This window comes from Streptomyces vulcanius (assembly GCF_042653945.1).
Taxonomy (GTDB): domain Bacteria; phylum Actinomycetota; class Actinomycetes; order Streptomycetales; family Streptomycetaceae; genus Streptomyces; species Streptomyces mangrovi.
In genome coordinates, this window is the sequence record NZ_JBHSFK010000001.1 from 477,978 (window position 1) to 491,562 (window position 13,585).

Annotated in this window: 8 protein-coding genes; 2 read left to right on the forward strand and 6 right to left on the reverse strand. The window is 69.8% G+C overall.

From position 1 onward, the window contains the following. Positions 1-10: 10 nt before the first annotated feature. Together ACFPIH_RS02075 and ACFPIH_RS02080 are read left to right on the forward strand one after the other, a co-directional pair. Positions 11-3,853, forward strand: coding sequence for a GH92 family glycosyl hydrolase (locus tag ACFPIH_RS02075; protein ID WP_381166610.1), 3,843 nt, complete (start codon positions 11-13; stop codon positions 3,851-3,853). Continuing rightward, positions 3,850-5,799, forward strand: a complete 1,950-nt coding sequence (locus ACFPIH_RS02080; RefSeq protein WP_381166683.1) for an alpha-glucuronidase — start codon at positions 3,850-3,852, stop codon at positions 5,797-5,799. Before ACFPIH_RS02075 ends, ACFPIH_RS02080 begins: the two co-directional genes overlap by 4 nt. Here ACFPIH_RS02080 and ACFPIH_RS02085 read toward each other — a convergent pair. The 6 genes from ACFPIH_RS02085 to ACFPIH_RS02110 are packed head-to-tail and all read right to left on the reverse strand — an operon-like array spanning position 5,793 to position 13,516. Next, on the reverse strand, positions 5,793-7,799 hold the full coding sequence (locus tag ACFPIH_RS02085; protein ID WP_381166612.1) for a beta-galactosidase: 2,007 nt from the start codon (positions 7,797-7,799) through the stop codon (positions 5,793-5,795). The two genes, ACFPIH_RS02080 and ACFPIH_RS02085, sit on opposite strands and share 7 nt — an antisense overlap. Then, complete coding sequence (locus ACFPIH_RS02090) at positions 7,796-8,476, reverse strand: hypothetical protein (RefSeq protein ID WP_381166614.1); 681 nt, start codon at positions 8,474-8,476, stop codon at positions 7,796-7,798. Before ACFPIH_RS02090 ends, ACFPIH_RS02085 begins: the two co-directional genes overlap by 4 nt. After that, on the reverse strand, positions 8,473-9,984 hold the full coding sequence (locus ACFPIH_RS02095; RefSeq protein ID WP_381166616.1) for a GH39 family glycosyl hydrolase: 1,512 nt from the start codon (positions 9,982-9,984) through the stop codon (positions 8,473-8,475). Before ACFPIH_RS02095 ends, ACFPIH_RS02090 begins: the two co-directional genes overlap by 4 nt. Continuing rightward, positions 9,981-11,636 carry an ABC transporter substrate-binding protein gene (locus ACFPIH_RS02100; RefSeq protein WP_381166618.1) on the reverse strand — a complete coding sequence of 552 codons (1,656 nt, stop codon included), beginning with the start codon at positions 11,634-11,636 and terminating at the stop codon, positions 9,981-9,983. Before ACFPIH_RS02100 ends, ACFPIH_RS02095 begins: the two co-directional genes overlap by 4 nt. Before the next feature lie 27 nt (positions 11,637-11,663). Beyond that, positions 11,664-12,536, reverse strand: coding sequence for a carbohydrate ABC transporter permease (locus ACFPIH_RS02105; RefSeq protein ID WP_381166620.1), 873 nt, complete (start codon positions 12,534-12,536; stop codon positions 11,664-11,666). Continuing rightward, on the reverse strand, positions 12,530-13,516 hold the full coding sequence (locus tag ACFPIH_RS02110) for an ABC transporter permease (protein WP_381166622.1): 987 nt from the start codon (positions 13,514-13,516) through the stop codon (positions 12,530-12,532). Before ACFPIH_RS02110 ends, ACFPIH_RS02105 begins: the two co-directional genes overlap by 7 nt. Positions 13,517-13,585: the final 69 nt, after the last annotated feature.

Consider the following 13,585-nt stretch of genomic DNA (forward strand, 5'->3'; position numbering starts at 1 on the left):
GTGCTCACGCATGCAGCGGTTCGGGCTGTACGGGACGAGAACGGTACGAACGGGGCGGATACGGTCCGGAAGGTTACGGACACTCGTGGTCACCGCCGTACTCGCGCTGACGGTCGGGTCTCCCGGTGTGGCGGTCGCGCTGCCGGCCACGGCGGGCGCGGTGCCCGCGCGGTCCTTCGCCTCCTCCTTCGAGGCGGACCAGCCCGCCCCGGCCTGGGTGAGCACCGTCGAGACCACCCCGGGCGGCGGCAAGCGGGCCTCGGGGGTCGACGGCGGCTACGCCACCGGGGGGCTGCCCGGCGATGTGACCGACCGGGTCACGGATGTCCGGGCGAGCGCGGAGAACACGGCATCCGGCGAGGTGAAGGAGAACCTCGTCGACGGTGAGCCGAGCAGCAAGTGGCTGACTTTCGCACCCACCGGGTGGGTCGAGTTCGACCTGGCCCAACCGGCCGCCGTCACCGCCTACGCGCTCACCTCCGCCAACGACTTCGCCGAGCGCGACCCGGCCGACTGGACGCTCCAGGGCTCGGCGGACGGCACGACGTGGACGACCGTCGACACCCGCTCCGGGGAGTCGTTCGCCGAGCGTTTCCAGACCAGGACGTACACCCTCGCCGCGCCGGCCGAGTACCGGCACTTCCGGCTGGACGTCACCGCGAACCACGGCGCCGGCATCCTCCAGCTCGCCGACGTGCGGTTCGGCACCGGCGGGAGCGACGGGCCGGTGCCGCCGGACATGCAGACCGTGGCCGACCGCGGCCCGAGCGGCTCGCCGACCGCGAAGGCCCGGGCCGGCTTCACCGGCGTGCGCGCCCTGCGCTACGCCGGGCGCCACACCGCCGACGGGCGGGCGTACTCGTACAACAAGGTCTTCGACGTGAACGTCCGGGTCGGCTCGCGCACCGAGCTCGGGTACCGGATCTTCCCCCAGCTGGCCGACGGCGAGCTGGACTACGCGGCGACGAACGTCTCCGTGGACCTGGCGTTCACGGACGGAACGTATCTGAGCGCGCTCGGGGCGACCGACCAGCACGGCTTCCCGCTGTCGCCGCGCGGACAGGGCGCGGCGAAGGTGCTGTACGTCAACCAGTGGAACGACGTGGTGTCGGGCATCGGGACAGTGGCGGCCGGGAAGACGGTCGACAGGATCCTGGTGGCCTACGACTCCCCCGGCGGGCCCGCGCGGTTCCGGGGCTGGGTGGACGACATCGCGCTGCGCACGGCGGCGCCCGAGGTGCCGAAGGCGCATCTGTCGGACTACGCGCTGACCACCCGCGGCACGAACTCCAGCGGGAGCTTCTCGCGGGGCAACAACTTCCCGGCGACGGCGGTGCCGCACGGGTTCAACTTCTGGACCCCGGTGACGAACGCGGGCTCGCTGAGCTGGCTCTACGACTACGCCCGAGGGAACAACGCGGACAATCTGCCCACGATCCAGGCGTTCAGCGCGAGCCATGAGCCGAGCCCGTGGATGGGTGACCGGCAGACGTTCCAGCTGATGCCGTCGGCCGCGTCCGGGGTGCCGGACACCGGGCGGACGGCGCGGGCGCTGGCGTTCCGGCACGAGAACGAGACCGCGCGGCCGTACTACTACGGGGTGCGGTTCGAGAACGGCGTCAAGGCCGAGATGGCCCCGACCGACCACGCGGCGGCCCTGCGCTTCACCTACCCGGGCGCGGACGCGAGCGTTCTCTTCGACAACGTCACCGACCAGGCGGGGCTGACCCTCGACCGTGACAACGGCGTGGTGACCGGCTACTCGGACGTGAAGTCCGGGCTGTCGACGGGTGCGACCCGGCTCTTCGTGTACGGCGAGTTCGACGCGCCGGTGACGGACGCGTCGTCGAGCGGGGTCAAGGGGTATGTGCGCTTCGACGCGGGTGCCGACCGGACGGTGACCCTGCGCCTGGCGACCTCGCTGATCAGCCTGGACCAGGCGAAGGACAACCTGCGCCAGGAGATCCCCGCGGACACGGACTTCGAGACCGTCAGGTCGCGGGCCCAGCGGCAGTGGGACAAGCTCCTCGGCAAGGTCGAGGTCGAGGGCGCGACCCAGGACCAGCTGACGACCCTCTACTCCAGCCTCTACCGGCTGTACCTGTACCCCAACTCCGGCTTCGAGAAGGTCGGTTCGAAGTACCAGTACGCCTCGCCGTTCTCGCCGATGGAGAGCCAGGACACCCCGACGCACACCGGCGCGAAGATCGTGGACGGCAAGGTGTACGTCAACAACGGCTTCTGGGACACCTATCGGACGACCTGGCCGGCGTACTCCTTCCTGACGCCCACTCAGGCGGGAGAGCTGACCGACGGGTTCGTGCAGCAGTACAAGGACGGCGGCTGGACCTCACGCTGGTCCTCCCCCGGGTACGCGGACCTGATGACCGGCACCTCGTCGGACGTCGCCTTCGCCGACGCCTACGTCAAGGGCGTCCGCTTCGACGCGAAGGCGGCCTACGAGGCGGCGCTGAAGAACGCGACGGCGGTGCCCCCGTCCTCGGGCGTGGGCCGCAAGGGCATGACGACCTCCCCCTTCCTCGGCTACACGAGCACGGACACCCACGAGGGCCTGTCGTGGGCGCTGGAGGGCTATCTCAACGACTACGGCATCGCCCGGATGGGCCAGGCCCTGTACCGGAAGACGGGCGAGAAGCGCTACCAGGAGGAGTCCGCGTACTTCCTCAACCGCGCCCAGGGGTACGTGAACCTCTTCGACAAGACGGCCGGCTTCTTCCAGGGCAAGGACGCGAAGGGCGACTGGCGGGTGCCGTCGGGCAGTTACGACCCGCGTGTGTGGGGCTACGACTACACCGAGACCAACGGCTGGGGCTACGCCTTCACCGCCCCGCAGGACAGCAGGGGTCTGGCCAACCTCTACGGCGGCCGCAGCGGCCTGGCGGGGAAGCTCGACACCTACTTCGCCACTGCGGAGACCGCCTCCCCCGCGTTCGTGGGCTCGTACGGCGGGGTCATCCACGAGATGACGGAGGCCCGGGATGTCCGGATGGGCATGTACGGGCACTCCAACCAGGTGGCCCACCACGTGGCCTACATGTACGACGCGGCGGGACAGCCCTGGAAGACGCAGGCGAAGGTCCGTGAGGTGCTGTCGCGCCTGTACACCGGCAGCTCGATCGGGCAGGGCTATCACGGCGACGAGGACAACGGCGAGCAGTCGGCCTGGTACCTGTTCTCCGCGCTCGGCTTCTACCCGCTGGTCATGGGCAGCGGCGAGTACGCGGTCGGCTCCCCGCTGTTCAAGAAGGCGACCGTGCACCTGGAGAACGGCAAGGACCTGGTGGTCAAGGCGCCCAGGAACAGCACGCGGAACGTCTACGTGCAGGGCCTGAAGGTCAACGGGCGTGCGTGGACGTCGACTTCGCTTCCCCACACGCTGCTCGCGAAGGGCGGGGTCCTGGAGTTCGACATGGGGCCGCGGCCGTCGGCATGGGGCAGCGGGAAGAACGCGGCACCCGCGTCGATCACGCAGGACGGCAAGGTGCCGACGCCCCGGAAGGACGTGACGACGGCCGGTGGCGCGCTCTTCGACAACACGTCGGACACGGACGCGACGGTGTCGGACGCGGTCGACCTGCCGGTCGGCGGCGACGCGTTGGCGGTGCAGTACACCCTGACCTCCTCCGAGCACGCGAAGGCGCCCACGAGTTGGCGGCTGGAGGGGTCGTCCGACGGGACGACGTGGAAGACACTGGACCGGCGCACCGGACAGAGCTTCGCATGGGATCTGCAGACGCGGGCGTTCACCGTCGGCTCGGCGGGTACCTATGCCAAGTACCGCCTGGTCTTCGATGGTCAAGTGCAGTTGTCCGAAGTGGAGTTGCTTTCCTGAACGGGTTCGACACCGCCTGGCTGCCCCCGGAGGCCTTCGGGCCTCTGGGGGCCCGGCGCACCCTGATCCGGGGGTCCGGTCCCCTGGTCGGCACCGTCCGCGACGAGGTGGCGCGGGCCTGCGAGCGGTTCGGCGGGGAGGTCGTGCGGGACGGCTCGTACGACCTCCTTCTCGAGGTGACCGACGGCGGGCTCGGCGCGGAGGAGTTCACCTGCGCCCGGGAGGGCGGCACGACGACGGTCACCGCTTCCAACGGGCACGGCCTGCTGTACGGCCTGTTCCACGTCGTGCGGCTCGGCGCGCAGGCGTTCACGGGCGGTTGGCCGCGTGAGGTCCACCGTCCGGCGACGGAGCTGCGGATGCTCGACCACTGGGACAACGTGGCCGTGCATCCGGTCATGGGCCAGGTGGAGCGCGGGTACGCGGGCGGCTCGCTGTTCTGGCGGGAGGGGAGGGCGCGGGAGGACTTCGCGCGCGTCCGGGCGTACGGCAGGCTGCTCGCGGCCTGCGGGATCAACGCCGTGTGCGTCAACAACGTCAATGTGCACGCCGTCGAGGCACGTCTGCTGACCGACCGGATCGGTGAAGTCGCCGCCATCGCCGACGTGTTGCGGCCCTACGGCGTCCGGACACATCTGGCGGTGACCTTCGCGGCGCCGGTCGTGCTCGGCGGGCTGTCCACCGCGGACCCGCTGGAGCCGGCGGTGCGCGAGTGGTGGGCGGCGGCCGCGCGGACCGTGTACGCGGCGGTCCCGGACTTCGGCGGGTTCGTGGTGAAGGCGGACTCGGAGGGACAGCCGGGCCCGTTCACGTACGGGCGCAGTCACGCGGACGGCGCGAACATGCTGGCCGCCGCGCTCGCCCCGCACGGCGGTACGGTCCACTGGCGGGCCTTCGTCTACGACCACCGGCAGGACTGGCGGGACCGCACGACGGACCGGGCGCGGGCGGCGTACGACCACTTCGCGCCGCTGGACGGGGAGTTCGCCGCGGGCGCGGTGCTCCAGGTGAAGCACGGGCCGATGGACTTCCAGGTGCGTGAGCCGGTCTCACCGGTGCTCGGGGCGATGCCGCGCACCCGGCTGGCGGTGGAGGTGCAGGCCACGCAGGAGTACACCGGGCAGCAGCGGCACGTGTGCTGGCTCGGTCCGATGTGGAGCGAGGTGCTGGGGTTCCGGCCGGAGGGCGAATCCGGGCCGAGCGTCGGGGAGTTGGCGCGTGAACTGGTCGCCGTGTCCAACGCGGGCGACGACCCGTTCTGGACCGGGCACCCGCTGGCCCAGGCGAACCTCTACACCTTCGGGCGGCTGGCCTGGCGGCCGGACGCCGATCCGTACCGGGTCCTGGACGAGTGGATCGGCCTCACCTTCCCGTCCGCCCCCGCCCGGCTGGTCGAGGGCCTGCACGCGGTGCTGGACGGCTCCTGGCGGACGTACGAGAAGTACACCGCCCCGCTCGGGGTGGGGTTCATGGTGCAGTCCGGGCACCACTACGGGCCGAGCGTGGACGGCTACGAGTACAGCCCGTGGGGGACGTACCACTTCGCCGACCGGGACGGCATCGGCGTCGACCGGAGCGCGGCGACCGGCACGGGGTACGCGGCGCAGTACGCCGAGCCGTGGTCCGGGGTGTACGAGTCGGCCGGCACCTGCCCCGACGAGCTGCTGCTGTTCTTCCACCATGTGCCGTACGGGCATGTGCTGAGCAGCGGGAGAACCGTGATCCAGCACATTTACGACACCCGTTTCGACGGCGTCGCGGAGGCCGAGAAGGCCCGCCGGGTGTGGGCGGGCCTCGTGGACCTGGTGGAACCGGCGTGGCACGCGCGCGTGGCGGAGCGGTTCGAGGAGCAGGTGCGCGGCGCACGGGAGTGGCGGGACCAGGTGAACAGCTATTTCCTGCGCAAGTCCGGGGTGCCGGACGCCCACGGCCGTCTCATTCACTGAACGCGCAGGATCGCGACTCCGAGCGGGTCGAGGGTCAGGGACTCGCCCTGTTCGCACCGCTTTCCGGTGAGGAGGTCCGTGGCGGTCGCGTGCGCGGCCAGGCGGACCGGTTGCGCGGTGTGGTTGAGGAGGAACCGCAGGACGGTGCCGTCGGGTGTGACGCGGGTGGCCGTCTCGACGCCGGGCTGGTCCGCGTGGGGGCCGATCAGGTCGTGACGGGCGAGGACGCGGCGGACGACGTGGTCGACGCCGGGCTGGTCGAGGGCCGTCGCCACGTACCAGCCCTCCCCGGCGCCGAAGCGGTGGCGGGTCACGGCCGGGGTGCCGGCGTAGAAGTCCGCGCCGTACGTCGCGACGGGCTCGGCGCCCCGCAGCCGCACGATCTCGAAGACGAGGCGGGCCTCGGTGCTGAACTCCCCCATCCGCACGGGCTGTACGACGTCCTCGGGCCGGGCGTCCCATTCGTCGACGCGGATCCCGAGAAGGGGGGCCAGGGGGCCGGGTATGTCGGTGAGGAAGGCGCGGTCGTGTTCGTCGGAACGGGCGGTGAGGAAGGTCGCGAGAACCGTTCCGCCGCGCCGGGCCAGTTCCTCCAGGCGTTCGGCCAGGTCGCCCTTGACCAGGTGGAGGACGGGGGCGAGGACGACGTCGTAGGGGCTGAGGTCGGCGGTGACCGGGATGACGTCCAGGTCGGCGCCGGCCTCGCGGGCGGCGCGGTAGTAGGCGTGGACGACGTCCAGGTACCGGACGAGCCGGGAGGGGCCGTCGGAGATCTCCAGGGCCCACCAGCTGTCCCAGTCGAAGAGGAGGGCGGTGCGGGCGGGGGTCCGGGCGCCGAGGGAGATTTCGCCGAGGAGTTCCAACTCCCGTCCCAGGTCGGCGACTTCGCGGAAGACGCGGGTGTCGTCACGGCCCGCGTGGCCGATCACCGCGCCGTGGTACTTCTCGCAGGCGCCGCGCGAGGCACGCAGCTGGAAGTAGAGGGCGGCGTCGGCGCCGTGGGCGATGGCCTGGAAGGTGGCCAGACGCAACTCGCCCGGCCGACGCAGGGGGTTGACGTCGCGGCAGGCGGTGGTGGACGGGGTCTGCTCCATCAGCCAGAACGGGGCGCCGTCCTTGACACCGCGCATCAGGTCGTGGGCGAGGGCCGGACGGGTCGGTGGGGCGTCCAGGGGCGGGTAGTTGTCCCAGGAGGCGAAGTCGAGGTGCGGCGACCAGCGGTGGTAGTCGAGGGGGCGGTAGGCGCCCATGAAGTTGGTGGTGACGGGGGTGTCCGGGTCATGGGTGCGGATGGCCTCCTTCTCGGCGGTGAAGCAGCCGAGCAGGGCGTCGGTCATGAAGCGCTGGTAGTCGAGGGTGATGCCCTGGAAGGCGGTGTGGTCGGGGCCGCGCCAGTGCTCGGTGAGGGCGCTGGGCGGCTCGATCTGGTCCCAGTCGGTGTAGCGGTGCGACCAGAAGGTGGTCCACCAGGCGTCGTTGAGGGCGTCGAGGGTGCCGTGCCGGTGGCGCAGCCAGTCGCGGAAGGCCTCGGCGCACAGGTCGCAGTAACAGGCGCCGCCGTACTCGTTGTTGACGTGCCAGGCGAGCAACGCCGGGTGGTGCGCGTAGCGTTCGGCGAGGTGTTCGGCCATGGCGGTGGCCGGTCGGCGGTAGGCGGGGGCGCTGGGGCAGAAGTTGTGGCGCTGGCCGTAGCGGTGCCTGCGGCCCTCGAAGTCGGTGCGGTTGACCTCGGGGTACTTCTTCGCCAGCCAGGGCGGGAGGGCGGCGGTGCCGGTGGCCAGGCAGATCTGGCGGCCCTCGGCCGCGGCGCGGTCGAGGATCCGGTCGAGGACGGTGAACTCGTAGACGTCCTCGGCGGGTTGGGTGAGCGACCAGGAGAAGACGCCGACGGTGAGGGTGTCGATGCCGGCCCGGGTGAACAGACGGTGGTCCTCGTCCCATACCTCCTCGGGCCACTGCTCGGGGTTGTAGTCGCCGCCGTAGGGGATTCTGCGTGTCATGCCGTGTAGTCCTCCTGGGTCTCGGCGATCACCATGCGGCTGCCGTGCAGCAGGCACAGCAGCAGCGGGGCGGCCAGCAGGGCGGGGAGCGCCTCGGTGAACAGGGCCGTGCCGGTGGCGGTCAGGACGAGCAATGAGGCGGCGGTGAGGGTGGCGTGCCGGTGCCGGACGAGGAAGTGGGCGGCGAGCCGGGCGGTGTCGCGGGCGCGGAAGGTGAACAGCGAGGTGAGGACGAGGGCGTGGGCGCCCCAGAGGAGGGAGCCCGTGCCGATGAGTCCGAGCAGCCCCGCCCACCAGCCGGGCAGGCCGGTGGCGTGGAAGTGGGTGAGGGTGAAGGCGATGACCGTGAGCCAGGCCAGCAGCGGTGTCCAGAGCTTCAGGACGGGTACGGCGTTGAGGCGCCAGCCTCGTGCGTAGCCGCGGGCCGGGTGCAGGTCGGTGAGGTCGTGGCTGCGGTGGTGCAGGGCGTACAGGGCGGCGGAGACGGCCGGGCCGAGCGGCAGCAGACAGAGGGCGGCGAGGGGCAGGTTGGCCGGGTCGGGGCCGAGGAGGAACAGCGCGGCGAGCCCGGGTGAGGCGGCGGCGAGGAGCAGCGCCTCGACGGTGAGGAGGGTGTGGACGAGGGCGGCGGCCCGGGACAGGACGCCGGTGCCGAAGTCGCTCGCGGTGCTGCTCATGACGGTTCCCTGCCGAGCAGGCGTCCCTCGTCCCACCAGGGCGGGGTCTCGTCGTCGACGGGGGTGAGCTCGACGAGGGTGATCTCGTGGCGGGCCAGGGTCAGGTCCAGATCGGTGCGGCCGTCCCGGACGGGCAGGCGGCGGTGGGCGCGGGCGGGCTCGGCGGCCTCGTGCAGGATGTCCAGCTGTCCGGGTTTCGGGGAGCGTGGGCTGCCCATGTGCCGCCAGGCCGTGTATGCGTTTCCGTGTTCCTCGTCGACGGTCGACCGGCGAACGAATACCTCATACCCGCCGCCGGTCGGCAGCGACAGGCGCAGGGGGTGCCGGTCGGGGCCGGGTGTCTCGCCGGTCGGGTCGACGGGCGCCCAGGCCAGCACGGTGACCCGGCCGTCGGGATGCCGGGTGACGAGGTGGTCCTCGCCGCGGGCCAGCAACTCGGGGCCCATGCGCGCCATGAAGGCGTACAGGTGGTACGTCGGTTTCCGCACCTGTCGATGGGTCAGCAGCCCGAAGCCGCCGTGGAAGAGGGCGGTGGGGACCCCGGCCTCCTCGAACATGTCGCTGAACGTCCAGTAGGAGAACGAGTCGGCGACGTCACCGCCGCCCGCCAGCACCGGCGCCAGGTAGGCGGCGTGGAAGGCGGTGTCGTGGATGGCGTTGTCGGGGCGGTAGGAGGAGTTGAACTCCGTGATGTGCACGGGGAGTCCGGCCAGCCGGGTGCCCTTGAGCAGGTCCCGGGGCGTGGCGAACTGGTCGAGCAGCTCGTGCGCCGGGGCGAGGGTCTGGTGGACGCCGAACGGCACGTGCTGGGCGGGTCCGGAGGTGTAGGCGTGCTTCGAGACGAAGTCGACGGGCACATCGCGGTGTTCGGCGAACTCGGCGAACCGCTCCAGCCAGTCGTCGGCGCCCGGTGAGATCGCGGGGCCGCCGACCCGCAGTTCCGCGTCGACCTCCTTCACGGTCCGCGCCGTCACCTCGTAGAGCCGGTGGTAGGCCGCTTCGTCCGCGTCCTGCCAGAAGTCGGGGAGGTTGGGCTCGTTCCACACCTCGATCGGCCAGGTGCGCACCTCGTCGAGGCCGTAGCGGTCGACGAGGTGGCGCAGGGTCGCCCGGACCAGGTCGGCCCATTCCGGGTAGGAGTGGGGTGGGGTGACATTGCCGCGCCACCAGAAGACCGTCTCGTCCCCGGACGCCAGATCCTCGGGCATGAAGCCGAGTTCGAGGAACGGCCGGATGCCGAGTTCCAGATACGCGTCGACGACCTGGTCGACGTAGGTGAAGGAGTGGTGGACGAAGCGGAAGCACCCTTGGTCGTAGGGGCGGTGGACGCCCATGCCGTCGCTGAGCAGGCCGTGGCCCCGGATGTACCGGAAGCCGATCTCGCGCTGGAGGAGGGCGAGGGAGTCCTGGTAGTCGCGGCGCAGGGCGAGTTCGATCCGGCCGGTGCCGACGCACTGGCGCCAGGCGTCGGAGACCCGGCCGACCGGCTCGGCGGGGACCCGGATCACCCGTTCTCCTTCTGGAAGCGTGCGCGGGCCTTGTTGTGCAGGTCGACGAGCCGGTCCATGTTCTTGGCCTTCAACTCGGCGACGTAGGAGTCCCATTCGGACAGCGGGCGCCTGCCGAGGACGAACTTGAGGGTGTTCTGGGTGACGTGGTCGCGGAGCGGGGTGTCCCAGAGAGTGGCCTGTTCCTGTTCCACTGACTGGAGGGGATGGGCCGGGCCGATGGGCAGTTGCTCGCGCTGGGCCATGGCGTCCTGGAACTTCTTCTCGTCCGGGCCGAAGGACGAGGAGACGAGCGCCCAGCTGCCGCCGTAGGTGAACACGCCGTTGAAGAAGCCGAAGTCCTTCTGGAGGTCCTTCGGGGCGTCCGGGTCGGAGCCCATGAGGCTGATGCCCGGCTTCAGTCGGTACGTGCTGCCGGAGTAGGTGTAAGTGGTGCCCTGCACGCCCCACTTGGCGAAGCGCTGGCCCTCGTCCGAGTACCAGAGCCAGTCCACGAACTGCATCATCGCCACGAAGGTGTCGCTCTTGAGGGCCTTGGTGGAGATCATGACGCCGTTCTCCAGCCGAAGGCCGCCCAGCACCACCGGGCCGGCCGGGCCGAGCGGCACCGGTACCATCTCGATCTTCGAGCCCCTGACCTGCTTCTCCAGGTTGTAGCGGTAGTTCTGGACCAGCTCCTGCGGGTTGGCGCTGATCGCGAAGGACTTCTCGCCGAGGAGTTTCTGTACGGCGTCGTCGTCGGTCTGGGTGAAGCTCTCGGGGTCCACCAGCTTCTCGGCGACCAGTTTCCTCAGGTACTCGACGACAGTGCGGTAGCCGTCCGTGGCGCCGGTGAAGACGAACTCGTCCGCCGACCGGTCGTAGCTGATGTTGTCGTACGACCAGCCCGCGCGCACTCCGTACGCCTGGCCCAGATAGCTGAACAACGCGGCTGCGGGGTATGGGGTGTTGATGCTCCAGCGGTCGGAGAACGGGTAGCGGTCGGGGTACTCGGCCCGGATCGCGGTGAAGACCTCGTGCACCTCGTCCCAGGTGGTGGGCAGTGCCAGGCCGAGTCTGTCGAGGACGTCGGTGCGCAGCGACAGCGAGTAGCCGGACTTGGCCTTCTCGTGCAGACCGGGGAGGAGGTAGTAGTCGCCGTCGGACTGGCGGATGGAGTCGAGTTCCGGCTCCAGCTTCCACCGCTTGACCTTGTCCCGGTAGTTGGGCATCAGGTGCACGTACTCGCTGACCGGGAGGATCGCGCCCGAGGACACGAAGGCGACCTCCGAGGGGTGGTAGGTCTTGGGGATCAGGAGGGGGGCGTCGCCCGCCCCGATGAGGACGCTGCGCTTCTTCTCGTAGTCGCTCAGGGGGACCGAGACCGGTTTCAGGGTGATGCCGGTGCGCCGGGTGAGTTCCTTCCAGAACAGCCAGCCGCTCTTCGGCGGGTAGACCGGGTTGTCGTTGTGCAGGATCGAGAACGACAGCGGCTTCGCGGCCCTGAACTGCTCGCCGACGCGGTACTCCTTCATCGCGCCGTTCTGTTTCCTGGAGAGGTCCTTGGAGTCCCCTCCGTCGTCGCCGCTGCCGCAGCCGGTGAGCGTGGCGAGTCCGATGAAGCCCGCCGCGGAGAGGATCTGACGTCGTGACAGCTGACCTGCGTTCTTCACGGACACTCCCTTGTTGGGGTCCGGCTCTCAGCCCTTGACCGCGCCGAGCATCACGCCGGAGACGAAGTAGCGCTGGACGAACGGGTACACGCAGAGGATGGGCAGCGCGGTGAGCACGATCGTGACCGACTGGATGTTCGCCCCGACCTGGCTGAGCTGTTCGGTGGCGGCGCCGGCGTTGCCGCCCGTGGTGGCGCCCGCGATGAGATTGCGCAGATAGACGGTGGCCGGCATGAGGTCGGTCCGGTCCATGTAGAGGTACGCCGAGAACCAGGAGTTCCAGAAGGAGACCGAGTAGAAGAGCACCATCGTCGCGATGACCGCCTTGGACAGCGGCAGCACGATCCTGCGCAGGATGCCGTAGGTGTTCAGTCCGTCGATCTCGGCGGCCTCCTCCAGTTCGCCGGGGAGGCTCTCGAAGAAAGCTTTCATCACGAGCAGGTTGAAGACGCTGATCGCGTTGGGCAGGGCGATCGCCCAGACGGAGTTCTTCAGGCCCAGGCTGGTGACCAGGACGTAGTGGGGGATCAGCCCGCCGGAGAAGAACATGGTGAACACCGCGACCCCGACCAGGACGCCGCGCCCTCTGAGGTCCTTCTTCGACAGGACGTAGGCGTAACAGGTCGTCAGGACCATGGCGACGACGGTCGACACGACCGTGTAGAGCACGGTGTTCCCGTAGTTGCGCCAGAACATCGAGTCGTGGAGCACGATGTCGTACGTGGTGAGGTTGAACCCCTTGGGCCACAGGGTCACTTCGCCGGCGCGGATCTGGCGTTCCCCGCTGAAGGACCTCGCGACGATGTTGACGAACGGGTACAGGGTCACGAGCACGACCAGCGTCAGGATCACTCCGTTGACGCCCTGGAAGACCCGGTAGGAACGGCTCGGCCTCACCACAGGCTCGTCCCCACCGTGCGGCGCGACAACTGGTTCGCGGTGGTGATCAGCACCAGGCCGATGACCGCCTCGAACAGTCCGATCGCGGCGGCGTAGCTGAAGCTGTTGGACTCGACACCGGCCCGGTAGAGGTAGGTGGAGACCACGTCGGCCGTCGGATAGGTCAGCGCGTTGTACAGCAGCAGGATCTTCTCGAAGCCGACCGCCATGAAGGTGCCGATGTTGAGGATCAGCAGCGTGATCATGGTGGGGCGGATACCGGGCAGGGTGACGTGCCAGATCTGTTGCCAGCGGTTCGCGCCGTCGATACGGGCGGCCTCGTAGAGGTCCTCGTCGATGGTGGTGAGGGCGGCGAGGTAGAGGATCGTGCCCCAGCCCGCGGTCTGCCAGATCTCCGAGCCGACGTAGATGGTCCGGAACCAGCCCGGTTCCTGGATGAACCGGATCGGGTCGTGCCCGAACCAGCCCAGCACGTGGTTGACGGGCCCGTCCGTGGCGAGGATCTGCAGGGTGATTCCGGCGACGATCACGATCGACAGGAAGTGCGGGAGGTACGAGACCGACTGGACGAACCGTTTCAGTGAGCGCCGGCGCACCTCGTTGAGCAGCAGCGCGAGCACGATCGGGATCGGGAAACAGAAGACCAGCGTCAGCGTGCCCAGCCAGAGGGTGTTGCGGAAGACCTGCCAGAAGGTGGGGTCGGTCAGGAACATCCGCACATAGCGCAGCCCCACCCAGTCCTCGCCCAGGATCGAACCGCCCGGCTCGAAGCGGCGGAAGGCGATCACGTTGCCGATCATCGGCAGATAGCGGAAGACCAGGAAGAACAGCAGCGGCAGCACGGCAAGTGAGTACAACTGCCAGTCCCGGCGCAGCGGACGCCGCCGGCCGCGGCGCGCGGTCGGACGGCCGGGTCGGGGAGGCGGCTCCGACGGGTCCCGGGTGCCGGGTGGAGAGGCCGACGTGGTGGAGGTGCTCATGCTCGGTCCTCCCATGACGGAGAAGTGGAACCGAAACTTTCGAGCTTTTACCGGTAACTTCGCGGCAAC

What these genes read in the sequence shown, in the direction of transcription:
- ACFPIH_RS02075 (WP_381166610.1), top strand. Translation starts at nt 11, where the DNA reads ATGCAGCGGTTCGGGCTGTACGGGACGAGAACGGTACGAACGGGGCGG.
- ACFPIH_RS02085 (WP_381166612.1), bottom strand. Translation starts at nt 7,799, where the DNA reads ATGACACGCAGAATCCCCTACGGCGGCGACTACAACCCCGAGCAGTGG.
- ACFPIH_RS02090 (WP_381166614.1), bottom strand. Translation starts at nt 8,476, where the DNA reads ATGAGCAGCACCGCGAGCGACTTCGGCACCGGCGTCCTGTCCCGGGCC.
- ACFPIH_RS02110 (WP_381166622.1), bottom strand. Translation starts at nt 13,516, where the DNA reads ATGAGCACCTCCACCACGTCGGCCTCTCCACCCGGCACCCGGGACCCG.